Annotated in this window: 17 protein-coding genes; 6 read left to right on the plus strand and 11 right to left on the minus strand. The window is 44.4% G+C overall.

Annotated elements, in window-relative coordinates; translation table 11 throughout:
- Positions 1 to 9: 9 nt before the first annotated feature.
- The 10 genes from LS482_RS19205 to flxA form a co-directional block, all read right to left on the minus strand.
- Entirely contained in the window at positions 10 to 468 is a 459-nt protein-coding gene (locus LS482_RS19205; RefSeq protein WP_233029135.1) for a hotdog family protein, read from the minus strand.
- Positions 468 to 899: a hotdog family protein gene (locus tag LS482_RS19210; RefSeq protein WP_233029136.1), complete on the minus strand. Its 432-nt coding sequence runs from the start codon at positions 897 to 899 to the stop codon at positions 468 to 470. Before LS482_RS19210 ends, LS482_RS19205 begins: the two co-directional genes overlap by 1 nt.
- Before the next feature lie 2 nt (positions 900 to 901).
- Positions 902 to 2035, minus strand: a complete 1134-nt coding sequence (gene darB / locus LS482_RS19215) for a dialkylresorcinol biosynthesis protein DarB (RefSeq protein WP_233029137.1) — start codon at positions 2033 to 2035, stop codon at positions 902 to 904.
- 114 nt (positions 2036 to 2149) lie between these two features.
- Entirely contained in the window at positions 2150 to 3076 is a 927-nt protein-coding gene (locus LS482_RS19220) for a dialkylrecorsinol condensing enzyme DarA (RefSeq protein WP_233029138.1), read from the minus strand.
- 36 nt (positions 3077 to 3112) lie between these two features.
- The gene (locus LS482_RS19225; protein ID WP_233029139.1) at positions 3113 to 3997 is read right to left on the minus strand and encodes a lysophospholipid acyltransferase family protein; all 885 of its coding nucleotides are present in this window, start codon (positions 3995 to 3997) and stop codon (positions 3113 to 3115) included.
- A gap of 28 nt (positions 3998 to 4025) precedes the next feature.
- On the minus strand, positions 4026 to 4268 hold the full coding sequence (locus tag LS482_RS19230; protein WP_233029140.1) for an acyl carrier protein: 243 nt from the start codon (positions 4266 to 4268) through the stop codon (positions 4026 to 4028).
- Between the two features lie 2 nt (positions 4269 to 4270).
- A complete protein-coding gene (locus LS482_RS19235; protein ID WP_233029142.1) occupies positions 4271 to 5491 on the minus strand; it encodes a beta-ketoacyl-[acyl-carrier-protein] synthase family protein in 1221 nt (406 codons plus the stop codon).
- Positions 5492 to 5669: 178 nt separating this feature from the next.
- On the minus strand, positions 5670 to 6404 hold the full coding sequence (gene flxB, locus LS482_RS19240; protein WP_233031859.1) for a flexirubin biosynthesis SDR family reductase FlxB: 735 nt from the start codon (positions 6402 to 6404) through the stop codon (positions 5670 to 5672).
- Positions 6405 to 6487: 83 nt separating this feature from the next.
- The gene (locus tag LS482_RS19245; RefSeq protein ID WP_233029143.1) at positions 6488 to 7615 is read right to left on the minus strand and encodes a WG repeat-containing protein; all 1128 of its coding nucleotides are present in this window, start codon (positions 7613 to 7615) and stop codon (positions 6488 to 6490) included.
- Positions 7616 to 7738: 123 nt separating this feature from the next.
- A complete protein-coding gene (gene flxA, locus LS482_RS19250; protein ID WP_233029145.1) occupies positions 7739 to 9262 on the minus strand; it encodes a flexirubin biosynthesis tyrosine ammonia-lyase FlxA in 1524 nt (507 codons plus the stop codon).
- 111 nt (positions 9263 to 9373) lie between these two features.
- Here flxA and LS482_RS19255 point away from each other — a divergent pair, with 111 nt between their 5' ends.
- Complete coding sequence (locus LS482_RS19255) at positions 9374 to 10606, plus strand: NAD(P)/FAD-dependent oxidoreductase (RefSeq protein ID WP_233029147.1); 1233 nt, start codon at positions 9374 to 9376, stop codon at positions 10604 to 10606.
- Between the two features lie 72 nt (positions 10607 to 10678).
- Here the strand turns inward: LS482_RS19255 and LS482_RS19260 are convergent, their stop codons facing one another.
- Complete coding sequence (locus tag LS482_RS19260; RefSeq protein WP_233029148.1) at positions 10679 to 11287, minus strand: hypothetical protein; 609 nt, start codon at positions 11285 to 11287, stop codon at positions 10679 to 10681.
- Between the two features lie 407 nt (positions 11288 to 11694).
- On the opposite strand from LS482_RS19260, the gene LS482_RS19265 reads away from it, so the two are divergent.
- From LS482_RS19265 to LS482_RS19285, 5 genes are all read left to right on the plus strand, one after another.
- A complete protein-coding gene (locus LS482_RS19265) occupies positions 11695 to 13236 on the plus strand; it encodes an AraC family transcriptional regulator (protein WP_233029150.1) in 1542 nt (513 codons plus the stop codon).
- 252 nt (positions 13237 to 13488) lie between these two features.
- Positions 13489 to 13845 carry a DUF6876 family protein gene (locus LS482_RS19270; RefSeq protein ID WP_233029151.1) on the plus strand — a complete coding sequence of 119 codons (357 nt, stop codon included), beginning with the start codon at positions 13489 to 13491 and terminating at the stop codon, positions 13843 to 13845.
- A gap of 307 nt (positions 13846 to 14152) precedes the next feature.
- Entirely contained in the window at positions 14153 to 14425 is a 273-nt protein-coding gene (locus LS482_RS19275; RefSeq protein ID WP_233029153.1) for a hypothetical protein, read from the plus strand.
- Between the two features lie 193 nt (positions 14426 to 14618).
- Positions 14619 to 15818 carry a GTP-binding protein gene (locus LS482_RS19280; RefSeq protein ID WP_233029154.1) on the plus strand — a complete coding sequence of 400 codons (1200 nt, stop codon included), beginning with the start codon at positions 14619 to 14621 and terminating at the stop codon, positions 15816 to 15818.
- 36 nt (positions 15819 to 15854) lie between these two features.
- Positions 15855 to 16529 carry a superoxide dismutase gene (locus tag LS482_RS19285; protein ID WP_233029155.1) on the plus strand — a complete coding sequence of 225 codons (675 nt, stop codon included), beginning with the start codon at positions 15855 to 15857 and terminating at the stop codon, positions 16527 to 16529.
- The last annotated feature ends 257 nt before the right edge of the window (positions 16530 to 16786 follow it).

Below are 16786 nucleotides of genomic sequence, written 5' to 3' on the forward strand. Positions count from 1 at the left end.
ACGAAGGTGTTATACACTTAATTCCTGAATTATCAGGTTCATTTCACAAGATAATAATTCTCTATTGCTTTCCCTGACCACGCACTCCATGGAACAGAGGCAGTACTGACCGGTATCGGACCGGGATTTTAAGGTGGCGTTTGACACAATGGTCCTCCCCACTTCCGGGCAGGTATTGACGGTTACATTTTTTATGGTGCTAATAAAACCGATCAGCCGGGTTTTCCGGTTTATGAGCTTGCCGTTTTTGAAATAACGCTGCCCCACGATTGCCGAACAGGTCTGGGCGGCATTTTCTATCAGTCCGGTTTCGTTGAATGTGCCGTTGTCATTAAATATACAATCTTTTTGTATACGGAACGATGTGGTGACATCGACATCGGTGAGGGACAGTATATTGTCTATCATCAAAAAAGGGGCGCGGTGCGGGAGCAGGGTCCTGATATCTAAATGGAGCGGTGTTTTCATCAGCCGGCAATTACGGTTTTCATCTGCCCGGAAGCGATCTCTTCTCCTTTAGCGTTGAATACTTTTATTCCCACTACGGTAACTCCCATGAATTCGTGAAGGATCTCGGCTTTGGTGGTAATGGTCTCGTTTATTTGCGGCAGCACGGAGATCTTCACATTCTTTATGGCCCCGATATATCCCGTAGGCGGTTCTTTTTGCTGAAGAAAACAGGCATATCCGGTATGCAGCGCGGTAGTTTGTGCCATATTTTCTATAAGACCGGGCTCAGAGAGTGCAGTATCTTCCACAAGGATATTTTCCGGGTTAACCGTAAAGGAAGAAGCCACTTTCATGTCCGAAAATTCCAGGAGGGTATCCACCATCACAAAAGGCGGTTTTTGCGGGATAAGCTGTCGTACATCGGTTATAGGGAGTGATCTTTCTATCATAATTAACAAACGGTTAAAAGGGCATAAGCATATGAAAAACGGGCACTTTCCGGTACGGAGAGCAATATACGGTCTCCTTTTTTCAGTGTTCCCGAGGCCATGAGTTCTTCCAGCATGATATAAATGGAAGCTGCACCTATGTTTCCCACTTTTTCGAGGTTCATGAACCAGTTTTTCCAGGGAATTTCCACTCCCTGCTTTTTCATTTCTTCATACAGTCTTTCCCTGAAATAATAAGAAGATATATGTGGAAGGTAATAATCTATATCACAAGGATTAAGATTGTGCTTGTTCATGGATATTTTCATGCTGTCCACTCCTTTCTTGAGTATGTGCTGCTCCAGGATCTTTACGTCCTGTTTTACGGCAAATATAGACTTTTTACTCCACTGGTCGGAAGGGTATTCACTCCAGGGTTTGAGATTGCCGTTTTCGAGTTTCTCGGCTCCGGCATACATGCAGGATTCTGTTTCGTGGGCATAAGAGTGACCTTCCATCCATTCGATCTTCAGCGAAATCTCCCCTCTCGGCTGGTCTTCGAGGAGAAAAGCCCCGGCACCGTCGGAGAGCATCCAGCGCAGAAAATCTTTCTGAAAGGCCAGGATGGGATTTTCTTCGAGAGATTCCAGATGCCTGATCTCATCCTCGTAGACAGACGATTTCAGCCATGAAGAGGTGCGTTCCGAACCCGTACAAACCGCATTTCTTGTCTGTCCCGACTTTACGGAAAGGTATCCGTATTTGAGCGCGTGCATCCCGGAACAGCACGCACCGGAAAAAGTACCGATGTCCATGTTACCGTTCTTCAGAAGACCGTGTACCATAGCCGCGTGGGAAGGCAGTATCTGGTCCGGACTGGAGGTGCCGCAGGACAGCAGTTCAATGTTTTCCGGTTCAAGTGTATCATGACAAAGGTGTTCTACCACCTTTTTAGTGAGCTGTGCATTGTTGTGGGTAATGTTTCCGTTGTCATCTATGGCATAGTACCTGGTTTTTATACGGTTGCTGCGCAATACCATGTTTTTTGCCCTGGACACTTTTCCGTTGATGATACCCAGTCTTTTTTCCATTTCGTCATTGCCCACCGGTCGGTTGGGCAGGAATTTTGCAGTTTTGGTTATGTAAACGTTTTTCATCGGTCAATTAAGGTTGCACAATATAAATGGGTGTCCCGAATACCGGGAAACAATATCCTGCTATAGATCGCAGCTATACAGGAACCGTGTTTTAAGAGGTTAAGCAATCGGGCTCTACGTTCTCATGTTAACGGATGAATAATAAGCAATATCCTTCCTTATTTTTCTCCGCAAGGGGAAATACATGAGTAAAAATACTATAAAAACCAGGGGGGCAATGATCCAGATAGCAATAATCAGGTAATAACTGAATATTTTTATCCATAATGTTCTTTTTGATGTGTTTTCTTCTCCTTTTTGAGTGATAATGCGGGCCCATTTTGAAAATATGATGTTGGCACGCCTGTCTGCGGTAATTAAAAAGGGCTTTATTTTAACAGCTTCCATGCTCAACAGGGTAGCCTGAAGGTTCCCGGGGTTGTTGGTACGAAGGTGTTTTAAAATTGCAGGTCCGAACCTTACGGCTTCTTCAATGTCTTTTTGCGATACGCCCGGTTTGGGGAACAGGCCGAGAAAGCGCGATTTTTTTCCGGAAAACATCCAGTGTACGATCGTAACGGCACTGATGTGATTGCTGTGGCGGTCTGCCAGGACTATATTTCCGGTAAGACTGGCATTCAGGTCCCTGAGTTGTCGCTTCATCTTTTCCTGAGCCATGATCCACATGTTCCTGCATCCGATTACGGTAACCACCGGTGTTCCGGAAAATAATGTTTTTGCTTCGGGAGTGTTCAGGAACGAGGTGACGGGCAGGGCAGGAGTAAGGTACCAGACCTGATAACCGAAGATAATCAAATCGTAATTACCGTTCATAACGGTTTCAGGAACAGGTCTTGTTTTCCGGGGTTTACGGAGGAAGGTTTCCGGGAAAACATCGAGGAACTCACTTTTTTTCCAGGGGAAGGGAAAGGGAGTCTCCATTTCAATGCGGTAATGTGTAACAGTAATATCGTCAGCCCGGTCAAGAGCGGCGGTAACATTACCGATAATTTCGGTTAATTGTCCGGATTGGGAATAATGTATGACGAGGACCTGTTTCATGCACTTTTTGTCGGGGTTAATCCATATATTGATCTATTATTTGTTCCCTGTACCCCAGAAATCAAAATAATTAAACCACTGTAAGGGGTATTTTTCCAGTATCCGGGCAACGCTTTCCGCGTATTCTTTCAGCAAGGCTTCCGAATCCCTTTTTCCTGCTTTTGCCTTTCTCGCATACAAGTGATAATGCCTTCCTTTTTCCCGCATCACAAATACGAAAAGTACGGGAACATTAAGCCTGGACGCCAGCAAAAATGGGCCGGCGGGGAAACGGGCTTCTTTTCCTATAAAATCACAGGTAACGTATTTGGCTCCTTTTACAAAACGGTCTCCGGTAATACAGACGATCTCGTTTCTGGCCAGTGCGGCATTGATCTCGAAAATATGGGAGAGGTCTTCTCTGATGAGGATAAAGTTGATATCAGACTTCCGGGTAACACTGTCCAGGTATTCACGTATAGCGGTATGTTCAATGTCATTGGTGAGCAGGCTGATGGAGGTTTTTTCTTTAAGATCTCCGAAAAAATGCTCCGAGATTTCAAAATTACCCACATGAGCACTGAGCAAAACACCGCCTTTTTTCTGTTTCAGCGTATCCTGAATATTTTCAATCCCGTCAAATTCATAGGTAAACCGGTCTCTCATCCCGGACGATATGGCCACCTTATCAATGATGGTCTGTCCGAAGACGTAGTAGCTGCGGTATATGGATACCAGGCTTCCGAATTTCGAATACTTCAGTCTTTTCCGGAAATAATAATAGATAGACCGGGAATTTTCCCGTGCAAAAAGACAATAGTAGAAAGCCACAAAGCAGAGTATGAAATAGGCAACCCCAAGGCCGAACTTTTTCATGGAGAATACAAATATCCTGTATCCGAGAACTGTGCCCCTGGATTTGCCTTTCCACTCGGTTGTCATAAAAGTATGAGAAGTAAAGTTATACCAATCAGCCTAATTTGTTTTCAATAAGGTTATAAAAATCCTGGAGTGTCAGTACACCTGCAAAATCTTCGCCGGTGAGTTTAACCCCGAAATTGGTTTCGATGGTTACCACGAGATCTACGAAATCCAGACTGTCCAGCTCCAGGGTTTCTTTCAGGTTGGCTTCCGGGGATATCTCTTCTTCATCTACTTCGAATTCATCGACGAGAAAGTTGTTTATCTTTTCTACGATAATGTCCTTATTCATATTTAGTCAACATTTTTTACGATCAGGGCCGAATTTGTTCCTCCAAATCCGAACGAGTTGGACAAAAATACATCAATTTTTTTATCTATGGTTTTATGGACCAGACTTAACCCGGAAGCGTATTCATCGGGTTCTTCCAGGTTGATGTTGGGAGCGACGAACCTGTGTTTCATCATCAGTACGGAATAGATCACCTCGCTTGCCCCGGCCATCCAGCATTCGTGTCCCGTCATAGACTTGGTAGAGCTTACATGAGGACAGTCATTGCCAAAAACTTCGAGGATAGCACGGGCCTCATTGGCATCTCCGACAGGGGTGGATGTGGCATGTGCATTTACATACTGAATGTCTTTAACGGATATCCCTGCCTGTGCAATTGCTTTTTTCATGGCTTTTGAAGGGCCTTCAACATTTGGGGTTGAAATATGTTCGCCATTGGAAGAAAAACCGTATCCGATAACCTCCCCGAGAATGGGAGCCCCTCTTTCCACAGCCGATTCATAACTTTCCAGTATCAACGTAGCGCCACCACCACTGGGAATGAGGCCATCCCTGCTGCGGTCGAATGGCCGGGATGCCTTTTCAGGGTTTTCGGTATGTGCCGAAAAAACGCCGAGGCCGTCAAAACTGCCCATGGCAAATTCGTTGATCTCCTGGGCGCCCCCGCATATAATGCAGTCCTGTAACCCGCTTTTGATAAGCTGGTAGGCCATGCCGATAGCGTGTGATCCGCTGGCACATGCCGCACTTATGGTAAAGTTTATGCCTTTTAACCTGAATATGGTGGCGAGGTTCATCGTGATCGTGGAGTTCATGGCCTTGAATATGGCTCCCGAACCTACCAGTGTGGTATCCTGCTTTTCCCGTATCCTGTCTACGGATTCTATAACAGATTTGGCCGTACTGTCGTTGCCGTATAAAATACCTACTTCATTTTTGTCCAGATAGTCCTGGGTTATCCCGGCATTATCCATAGCTTCTGCAGTGGCCATATAGGCATAGGCGCCTTCTTCCCCAAGACTGATGCGCTGTCTGCGCGAAAGGTGTTTTTTCAGGTCGGGTTGTTCTACCATGCCTGTAAGGCAGGAACGATAGCCGAAGGCCTCCCTTTTTTTATCATAGACAATACCGGAGGTCCCGTTGTATAGAGAGGTCTTCACTTCCTGCAGGTTTTTACCTATGCAGGAATAAATTCCCATTCCGGTGATTACCACTTTTCTCATGTAATGTTACTGTCTTTAAGTTTGTTTTCGGAGTTACGGGTTCAATGTTTTCCGGAACCATTGTGTTCCGGGAAACACGGCAAATCCGGTCCAAATATCAAAAAATATAATTTGGAGCACAAGCAGGAAATGTATCGATTGAGGCAGATCGATCTTTTTTCCGGACATATTTTAGCTGTCAGGAATAGATCCCCCCGTTTATATTAATAATTTCTCCCGTAATATACGATGCCTTTTCCGAGGCCAGGAAAGCGACGAGGTGAGCCACTTCTTCGACCTCCCCGAACCTGTTGGCCGGAATCAGTTTTTTGAGTTCTTTTTCGTCGAGTGAGCTGGTCATGTCCGATTTGATGAATCCGGGCGCAACAGCATTTACCGTAATGTTTCTTTTGGCGACTTCCTGTGCCAGTGCTTTGGTAGCCCCTATAACAGCTCCTTTTGCAGCGGAATAATTGGTTTGTCCGGCTGTTCCCTTCAATCCGGACACCGACACCATATTGATGATCCTTCCGTAGCGGTGTACCAGCATTTTTTGTATTAAATGACGGGTAACATTGAAAAATCCGTGGAGACTGGTGTCCACCACACTGTTCCAGTCCTCGGGAGGCATCCACATGAACAGGTTGTCTTTGGTGATCCCTGCATTGTTGACAATGACCTCTATAACGGCATCCTTGTTCTCTTCATGCCACCGGTCCAGAGTTGTATTTACATCTTCTGCATTTGAAACGTCAAACGGGAGCAATTCGCCCTTGCCGCCTGCATTTTTCACGGCTTCGAGTGTTTCTTCTGCAGCGTGCCTGTTATTTTTATAGTTAATTAAAATGGTATGATCGCTCTCCCTCGCGAGTTGTATGCATACCGCTTTTCCTATTCCCCGTGACCCTCCGGTGACCAGGGCGTATTTTTTCAGCGTGTTTTCCTTCTTCTTTGCTTTCAATGTATTGACAATATGTTTTTCAGATTAGCTCTTTTTAAGACGGGATACCGGACCGTTTATTTTATTTTGGTGAAAAGTTCGGCATTTTGATACCATTTACCTCCCAGGGGCTTTCCTTTTTCATTGATAAATCCCCACTTTCTTTTGTATTTTACCCTGGCAAGACCATTTATAAAACCTTTCGGGACATTTCCGGAGAGGAATGAGAACCCGGGAGTTATACCGTATTCTGCCGGGATTACCAGTTCTCCCGAGGTGTTTATAAAACCCCAGTCCTTTTCCTTGACCGGTGCGAGGCCGTTTTCCGCAAAAGTTTCGGCATCGCGGAAACGAAAGTCCACTACTTGTTCTCCGGAAGTGTTGATATACCCCCAATCCCTGCCGTTGTTCACAGGGGCAAGCCCTTCGGCAAAAGCCCTGGCTTTATCATATACAGGTTCAATAACCCATTTTCCCTTATTATTGATAAACCCTATCTTTTTATTGCGCCTGGCATATGTGAGATCAGAGTCTTTGTTAAAATCCCAGATCTTATCAGCACCTTCAACTGGGACAAATGTACCGTTTGTGATAACCCCGAACCGGTCCTGTTTCCTGGCCCATGTTCCGGTAGCACTGTAATTGCCTATTTCATCATATTCGGGAGGGACAATAACCTTTCCTTTTTTATCGATAATACCCCACAACTCGCCTTTTTTTACACGGGCATATCCGTTTTCGAACGGGCGGATGATCCCGTACTTTGGTTGTACCACCAGTTTGCCGTCCGTACCGAGAAGACCAACGAGGTTTCCCGAACGAAAAAAGGCCACACCATCATTAAAATCATAATATTTATCAGATACAGGGGTTTTCAGGACCTTTCCGGAAGCGTCTATATACTTCCAGTTCTTATCGGAATAAACAAGGGCATATCCCGAGTTGAAATGTTTCACCCTATCGTATTGGGGGGGAATGGCCCATTCTCCCGAACTGTTGATAAACCCCCATTTTTTGTCCTTCATAGCGGCTGCATACTGCCCGGAAAAGCTTTCTGCTTTTTCGAATTGCAGAGGTATGGCATATTCTCCCGAGGTATTGATATATCCGAACAGGTTGTTTTCTCTTACGAGTGCAAGTTCCTGGCCATAAAGTGAACTAAAGGCGAGAGTTAAGAGCAGGAACAGGAAGCCAGTGTGTTTCATAATGTTGATTTTTGGTGGTTTATAAACCGGTTATTACAAAGTCAGCCAAAACGGTTATGAGGTCAGGGGGAAGGGATGGAGTTATAACCGTTTTGTTACTAATATCTTGTATGAATGTGAACTTTATGTATTCATAATAAAATCTTTGACCTTGCGGACATAAGGATACATTGCAATGTCCCGGGTAAATATAGGAACTAATTGTCTAATATCGCAATACATTTTTTTCGTTTCCGAAGATATTTTGTCCTGTATGTCCAGGTATTCTATGGCCTGTATGATGGTAATGGTTTCTATGGCAAGAACTTCAAAGGCATTTTCAATGACTTTTTTGGTAATCAGTGCGGCATTGGTCCCCATACTGACAATGTCCTGGTTATCGTTGTTATTGGGAATACTGTGTACGTACATGGGGTTGGACAACATCTGGTTTTCGGCCGTTGTAGATGTGGCCGTAAACTGCACGCCCTGCATACCGAAGTTCAGTCCCAGTTTGCCAAGGTTTACAAAAGGAGGGAGTTTTTTGTTGAGGCCGGGGTTTAACAGGTAATTCAGTTGCCTTTCGGACAGCATGCTGAGTTTGGTCACTACGGTCTTGAGCTTGTCCATTTCCAGGGCCACATAGTCGCCGTGAAAATTGCCTCCGTGATATACCTGCCGGTCTTCCAGGTGAACAATGGGGTTGTCATTGGCCGAGTTGACCTCTTCCATAAGTATGTTTTCCACCCCGGTGAGGGTATCCAGTACGGGCCCGAGGACCTGGGGCACACAGCGCAGGGAATAGTATTCCTGTACTTTGTCTTCGAAAACGGATATTTCTTCCGCGACATTGTTGTATAGGTGGTGCTCCCTTTTCCTTATCATTGAACTGTCTTCCAGGTGACGGCGCATGACCTGAGCAATTTGCTGCTGCCCGCGGTGTTTTTTGGTCTGGTTCAATGCATATGAAAGGTGATCGTCATAGGCCCCCACGATTTCGTTGATGGCGGCCGAACAGGATACCATCCAGCGAAGGAGCCTTTGGGCATAGACCGTATTGACAATGCCTATTCCCGTCATGACGGAAGTACCATTCATCAGGGCCAATCCCTCACGAAGGGCAATTTTTACAGGGGTCAGGCCTTCTTTTTCAAATACTTCTTCGGTAGGTCTTTTTTCTCCCCTGTAAAATACTTCGCCTTCGCCTATCAGCGTAAGGGCCAGGTGGGCCAGTTGCACCAGGTCGCCGCTGGCACCGACTCCTCCGTGTTCATAAATGACGGGAAGGATATCGCGGTTAATAAGGGTGGTCATAAGCGTTATTACCGACGGGTGTACCCCGGAATACCCGAGGGCCAGGGTATTCATCCGGGCCAGCATTGCAGCCTTTACGTACATGGGGGGAATAGGAGTACCGCAGCCCGAAGCATGACTTCTTATAAGGTTGTATTGCAGCTCAATCCTGGCATTATCTTCTATCTTGTACTGGGCCATGGGGCCGAATCCGGTGTTAACACCGTAGATGATCTTGTTTTCGGAAAACGATTTTAAGAAATTGAAACTCTCCGTTACCCTGTCCAGCGTTTCGGGAGCAATGGAAATGGTTTTGTTTTCAAAAATGACTTTGGAAAACTCGTCTATTCCCAGGTTTTTGGTTAGTATTAACATCTGGTTTTTTTCAAAGCGGGTTTAAAATTAAAAAAAGATATCTTGCCTGCTGAATACAAAATGCCTTATTTTCGTCTGCAAATTTATAATAATATTTAAACCGTTATCAAGGTGAATGCTATTACTACAGATGTTTTAGTCATCGGTGCGGGGCCTTCGGGCTGTGTTGCGGCCTCTTATTTACATCAGCGGGGATTTGAAGTCAGGGTAGTGGAAAAGAGCAGGTTCCCCCGGTTTGTTATCGGCGAAAGCCTGTTACCGAGGTGTATGGACCATTTTGAAGAGGCCGGGTTTATGGAAGCTTTGAGAAATTGCGGTTTTGAAATTAAACGGGGCGCCCGGTTTATTAAAGGAGCTAAAGTTTGCGAATTTGATTTCAGTAAAAAGCATACGAAGGGATGGGACTGGACATGGCAGGTGCCCCGTGCGGATTTTGACCAGGTGCTGGCCAATGAATTACAGCGAAAGGGGATCGACATCCTTTTTGAACATGAAGTGACGGATGTGGACTTTGACGATAACGGGAATTCAACGACCCGGGTGAGAGATAATGAGGGACATTCCCTTACTATTACAGCCCAATATATTGTGGATTCCAGTGGTTATGGCAGGGTACTTCCCCGGATGCTCGGGCTGGATAAACCGTCCTCACTTCCCGAACATGCTTCCGTTTTCACCCATGTTGAAGATAAGCGAAGGCCCGAGGGCAGGGAGGGGACCCTTATTACTTTTGATGTCATCGATACAAAAACATGGCTGTGGGTCATTCCCTTTTCCAATGGCATGACCAGTATAGGTTATGTAGGCCCTGTGGAATTTATAACATCTTTTCCCGGTACCCCCGGGGAGAAGCTGTCGGCAATGCTCAAACTCTCGGATTATTATTACGAGCGGTTTAAGGATATTGATTTCTGTTTTGAGCCCGTGATTATAAAGAACTATTCGAAATCGGTAAAACAGCTTTACGGGAAAGGGTATGTACTGACGGGGAACAGCGCGGAGTTCCTGGATCCTGTGTTTTCGTCCGGAGTGACTTTTGCTACGGAATCGGCCTTGCTGGCGGCAAAACTGATATCCAGGCAGCTCGACGGTGAGGTTGTGGACTGGGAAAGTGAATATTCGGAATATATCAGGGCAGGCGTAGATGTATTTGCCACCTATGTGAAGGAATGGTACACGGGAAATTTACAGGCCCTGTTTTTCCATCACAGGGAAAATAAGGAGGTGAAAAAACAGATATGTGCCGTACTGGCCGGATATGTATGGGATAAAACCAACCCGTTTGTTACCAAGCACAACCGGCTTATACGAACCGTGGCACAGTATATTAAACAGGAAAAATAGTCCGGGAAGCTGTGGGCAAATAAAAAACCGGACCCTGTAGCCCGGCTTCAATATATTATGCCCCCAGCAAGTTTAAAATGCGTTTTTAAGGATAAGTTTTGCAAAGGATTTTCCGGTCTTGGCATAACTCTCACCTATGCGGTCCTCGTTACTGAAAGTGCCTCCGAATTTTCTTCCCGGTGCATTGATACTCGTTACTTCGGCCAGTATGTGATCCGGGTTGGCGGTTTCCACAAATCTAAGAACAGTGGATACTTTTGAGGGTTGTCTCATAACGGCTGCATTCCACCCGGGATATATCCATACGGTCTCCACAACAAGCGTGTATTTCGTATCGGAAAGGTCAGTTGCAAAATAGATGTTTTCTTTTTTGTGAAGGTAGCGGTTCATCAATTCCAGGAATTTCGGAGCAAATATAAATTCCCGGCTGTTTGTCCACTGTTTTTCCCAGTTTTTGCCTTTTCCTTTGGTTTCCTCTTCGAGGTCGGCGATCCTTGTTTTTACGTATTCTTCTTCGGAAAGGCTGTCTTTGTGGATTTTCAGGTTGTCGTAAACGAATTCAACATTTATTTGCTGCTGTCCTTTCAGAAAGCCGAAGTCTCCTTGCTTTACTTCCATCTTCTGGCCATAAGCAAATACGGAGCACAATACCAGGGATAAAACGGGTATAATTCTTTTCATGTACAAAATGTTTTTAAGGTTAATGGTGATAAATGTAGTTATATTTTATTAGGATCCGAAGTTTTTATTGTGATCCGGGATTGGTGTAGAACAAATTCTACAATAGGAAGGATAAATTCTATGTTGCATTATGATTTTGGAGACCTTTTGTCAGAACTGTAAAATTCTCCGTAAGTAAAATGCTATTCATAAAATAGCTTCCGGGACTACCAATGTTTCCTTGTGATATTCAGGATTTTTTAGCTATAAAGCGTATATTTGTTTGTAAAATACGGAAAGGGAGGCACTGACTCACCGTGTAATATAATCTTTGATCTCCCTTTTTTCGGGTGACCGTTTTATTTAAAAGAGAACCGCTTATGTGAATATTAACTTAAAATACATGCCCCGTTAACCAACCCTATACCATGATAAAATATTTTATTCCTGTGCTATGTATGTGCTTGCCGGGTAGTTTTTTCGCACAACAGCACGATACTTTTGACAGTATTTATTATCGCCTTTATACGGAAAACCGGAACCTGGACCGCGGACTGAAAACGGCCGATTCCCTTTACCGTACCTCGGACAACAATTCTCACAAGGTAAAATCCCTGATGTTACTGGCCGGGTTATACCGTCGCAAAAAAGATAAAAGAGCAATTACCTATCTTTTAAAGGGGGAACGCCTGGCTTCGGAAACCGGATTATATGAATGGCAGGCCAGGGCTTGCGGCGCATTGTCCAGTGAATACAGGGAAGCAGGTCTTCCCGATGCAGGGAAGCGTTATCTCGATAAAGGCATAAGGATCAGCCGGAAAATAAGCCCGGAAGAAGTATCTAATGAATACCAGGGGCTGCTATACCAGGAAAAAGCCTATTATTCGGTAACTAAAAAAGATTTCAGGGAAGCCGTACGAAACGACCGGGAAGCAGGTACCTTTTTTGCGTTGCTGAAGAACGATTTTAAAAGAAACCTGCACCTGGCCACCAATGAAAAGGCACTCGGAGAGAATTATCGGAAAATGCACATAAATGATTCCGCCGAGTATCATTACCGGAATGCCCTGGACCATATTGCGGCAACCCGGGGTGTCCCTATCCAGGAGGGAATGATATACCTTGGCCTGGGAAGGATTTCCCTGGAGAGAAAAAACTATGCTGCCGCTTGCGAACGTTTGAACAGGGCCCTGGATTTTGCCTTGGCTTCCGGGCTGGTGTCGTTACAGGGGGATGTGTATGAAGCTTTGTCGGGATATTACATGGCAATGGGGGATATGAAAAATTATACGCTGTACAACAGGAAGTACCTGGAAGTCATGAAAGAGGAAATGAAGGCCAGTAAAAACTCCTATAACCTTGCAATAAACCAGGCTTATCGGGATTATGAAGAAAGCAGCATGTTTCATTATGTTATAATAGCGTGTGTAACACTCGTGTTGGCCATAACGGTTATGTTTATCCTTCTTTCGCGTAAAAAGCAAAAAGTAAAGCACAATCAAACTGGAAAAGCAGGGGAGGAAACAAGAGCAGATAAGGCGCGTTCCCCGTCTTCTCCTGCGGGGCGTAAAAAAGAACATGTCAGGGAAGCAGATCTTATGCCGGAAAAAACAGAAAAATTGTTGCTTGAAAAATTGTCCCGTTTCGAAACATCCGGGAAATTCACTGACCGGAATATTTCTTCTTCTGCACTTGCTGCGAAGATTGGTACCAATATCAAATACCTGTCCTATATCATCAATAAGTACAAGGGGAAGGATTTTAATTCTTACATCAATGAGTTGCGCATACGGTACATCATTAAAAAAATGGAAGAAAACCCGGACTACCTGAACTATAAGATAAGTTATATGGCCAAGGAATGCGGTTTTTCTTCCCACAGTAAATTCAGTACCGTATTCCGGAACATTACCGGACAGTCTCCTTCCGCATTCATGAGTATGGTGAAAAAAAAGAAGATGGCAGGGTAAAACGGTTACGAATCGATTTGTGAATACTAAGGTCAGTAGTGATGTATACTGTGTTTGCTTTCTTTTTCCTGGCTTTCAGGATTCGTGAATATGAAAAGCCAAATGTTTCGGAGACAGGAACGATTTCTGTATCTTGATCCAACTCCAAAAATTTATCCAGATAACCGTACTACCCCAAAATTAAGGAAAACCCGGCCCTTTTCAGGGATCGGGATATTCCGGTAATAATTATAGCTTATTTCTTTTTACATTATGGTGGAATACGGTAAGGAAACGGAAGTACGGAAAAAAATAGAGCAGTTTCAGAGTACGGGAGCATTATACAGGCACCCGTTCCCGGAATTTTATTATACGGAAGGGGTGAAATATGCGCTAAAAGAGCTTTTCAGGAGACAGGGGCTGCTTTCAGATATAGCCAGGGAAATTTTTCATCTTCCGGAAAATAATTTTGTACTTATTAAGATTTGTGCTTCGCATGTTGAGTTCAGCAACCGGAACGGAAACGTATTGCAGGTAAAGGAAACAAAAAACTCCATCCCCTTAATTCCGGGAACGTCACTCTGTTTGTACTGGATAGGAAGAACACTGTTGTTGCCTACGGAGTATTGAGGCAAACCTGCACTCCGGATACAGTAGCGGACTCTCAAAATGACATTTTGTTGCCTTGGATGTAATTTGTTGATAATAATTTAATTGCGGTTTGTTTCTCTTTTTCATATTCGGGAATTTGGGTAGCGTGTTATTTTTTTATACGAAATGGAGGTCTATATTTGCACCGGTGATTCCATTATACGAATGCGAGAGGCATTTTCAGGTTAAACTATCCCGTACTACCCCTTCTTTTTTACAAATCGTCCTTCGTTAATTGGGGGTAGACAATATAAAGTTTTAGAGATCAGGAATAAAAATACCGGACATGAAGTTTTTTGGAAAGAGTTCCTCCGTACTGAAAATTCAAAAGATAAAGGAGGTAAAATGCCCGAATTGCGGCAGACAAAACCAAGTAGATGTACAAGGCATTACCAGAAAGTTTTATGTGCTGTGGATCCCTTTTTTTACCCTGGGAAGGGAATTTTATATTGTATGCATTTATTGCAGGGGAGTGTATAACAAGTACAATATGGAAATTGAAGAATACAGGAAAATAGACCGGGAAGTACGACACCGATTAAAGTCCCGAAAGCAATAATTTCACTTCGCTCATTCGGGAGAATGCATATACGGCATTTTTATCACTCATGATAGCTTCCGACACGGTAACACCTAAAAATATTTAATGCTACAATGTTGCAATTAAAACAGATATTTTTATATTTGCAATAAAGTTGCATTAAATAGGATACGACGATAGCCGATCGTTGTTGGTATATTCTTCGTGATATATGAAAAAATTACCCGTTACCGTTTTAAGTGGTTTTCTGGGAGCCGGAAAAACCACTTTACTCAACCACATACTGCAAAATAAAGAGGGACTTAAAGTGGCCGTGATTGTCAATGATATGAGCGAGATCAATGTCGATGCGCGGCTGGTCGAAAATGAGAATGTCCTTTCACGAACAGAAGAGACACTGGTGGAAATGAGTAACGGATGTATATGCTGTACACTCCGGGAAGACCTTATGGTCGAGGTGAAACGACTGGGAGAGGAAGGCCGGTTCGACTATCTGCTCATAGAAGGCACCGGGATCAGCGAACCTGTTCCCGTGGCACAGACCTTTTCTTACGCCGATCAGGAGCAGGGTATTGACTTATCCGCGTTCAGCTATATCGATACGATGGTAACGGTAGTCGACTGTTTTAATTTCCTGAAAGATTTTGGCACGGATGAGATGCTTGTGGACAGGGGACTTACCGACATGGAGGGAGATTACAGGACTATTGTTAACCTGCTTACGGACCAGGTGGAATTTGCCAATGTGATTATACTCAACAAGACCGACCTAGCGGGAGAAAGGACCGTGGGGCTGATCAGGGCAGCGATCCGGAAGCTGAACCCCGGTGCCCGTGTCATTGAATCCTCTTTCGGGCGCATAAATCCTTCTGAAATACTCAATACCGGGCTTTTTGATTTTGAAGAAGCACAGGAATCGGCAGGATGGCAGAAAGAACTGGAAGCAGGACATCATACTCCCGAAACGGAAGAATACGGTATCGGCTCTTTTGTTTTCCGGAACCCGAAGCCTTTTCATCCCGGGCGTTTCTGGAAATACCTGCAGGAGGAATACCCCGGTAACATTATTCGGGCGAAGGGGCTGTTCTGGCTCGCTTCCCGTCCGGACGATGCCCTGAATTTTTCCCAGGCCGGCGGGTCGTCAAGACTGGAAAGAGCGGGGGTATGGTGGTGCAGTATGCCTTTCTCGGAAAGGATACATTATCCTTCCTATCACCATAACAAGAGCATTATAGAAGACAGGTGGAGCAAACAATGGGGAGACAGGATGAACGAACTGGTTTTTATCGGGCAGGATATAGATCGCAAAAAAATCACAATCGATCTGGAAAAGTGTTTGCTGAAAGACGAAGAACAGTACCTTTTCGATAAAAAAGCGGCATTCCCGGACCCTTTTCCGGCAGATATATAAAAACAGAGTTATTAACGCATATCTAAAATGAGACATATGAACAAAAAAATAAGTTTTTTACTGTTGGGCATAGTGTTGCTGGCAACTAATAATATATCAGCCCAGTTTAAACAAGCTCCCTTACCCTATGCTTATGATGCCCTGGAACCTTTTATTGATGCCATAACAATGGAAATCCACTACAGTAAGCACCATGCCGGATATGTGGCCAAGTTAAACAAGGCCTTGAAAATGTCGGATAGGACACCGGCCACACTTGAAGCTGTTTTTGCCGATATATCGGCCTATGATGAGGCGGTAAGAAACAATGCGGGAGGACACTATAACCATACATTGTTTTGGTCAATACTCACTCCGGAGAAAGGGACCAGACTTTCGGCAGCATTGAAAAAAGCCATAGAAAGGGATTTTGGCGGAACGGAGCAACTGAAAGAACAGTTCAGGGAAGCCGCTGCAGGCCGTTTCGGATCGGGCTGGGCCTGGTTGATAGTTACTCCGGATAAAAAACTGTCAGTTACCTCTACCCCAAACCAGGACAACCCGCTTATGGAAGATGCTATGGTTCAGGGTATTCCCGTATTGGGTGCAGACGTTTGGGAACATGCCTATTACCTGAAATATCAAAACAAACGGGGAGATTACCTGAATGCCCTGTGGAAGATCATAAACTGGAAGGAAGTAAGCCGTAACTATGAAGAAGCCGTGAAGTAAGCACACCTTGTTTTTTAACATTAAGTTGTTGAATTAACAATATTTTGATGAAAATCCCTGATTTCAGGGATTTTTTTATGGAATAATAAGAGATATATTTGAAGACCCGGGTATGGGAGAATAGAATTAAAGACCTACTACAGGGGGACCGGAATCCAAAATCCGTACTCCTGAGATCTGTGGAACGAAAAAGGGGAAGCCGAAAACCTTTAACAGAGTAGGTATAACTTTAAATATCTCTTATCATGAAAAAATCT

The organism is Sinomicrobium kalidii, from assembly GCF_021183825.1.
Lineage (GTDB): Bacteria > Bacteroidota > Bacteroidia > Flavobacteriales > Flavobacteriaceae > Sinomicrobium > Sinomicrobium kalidii.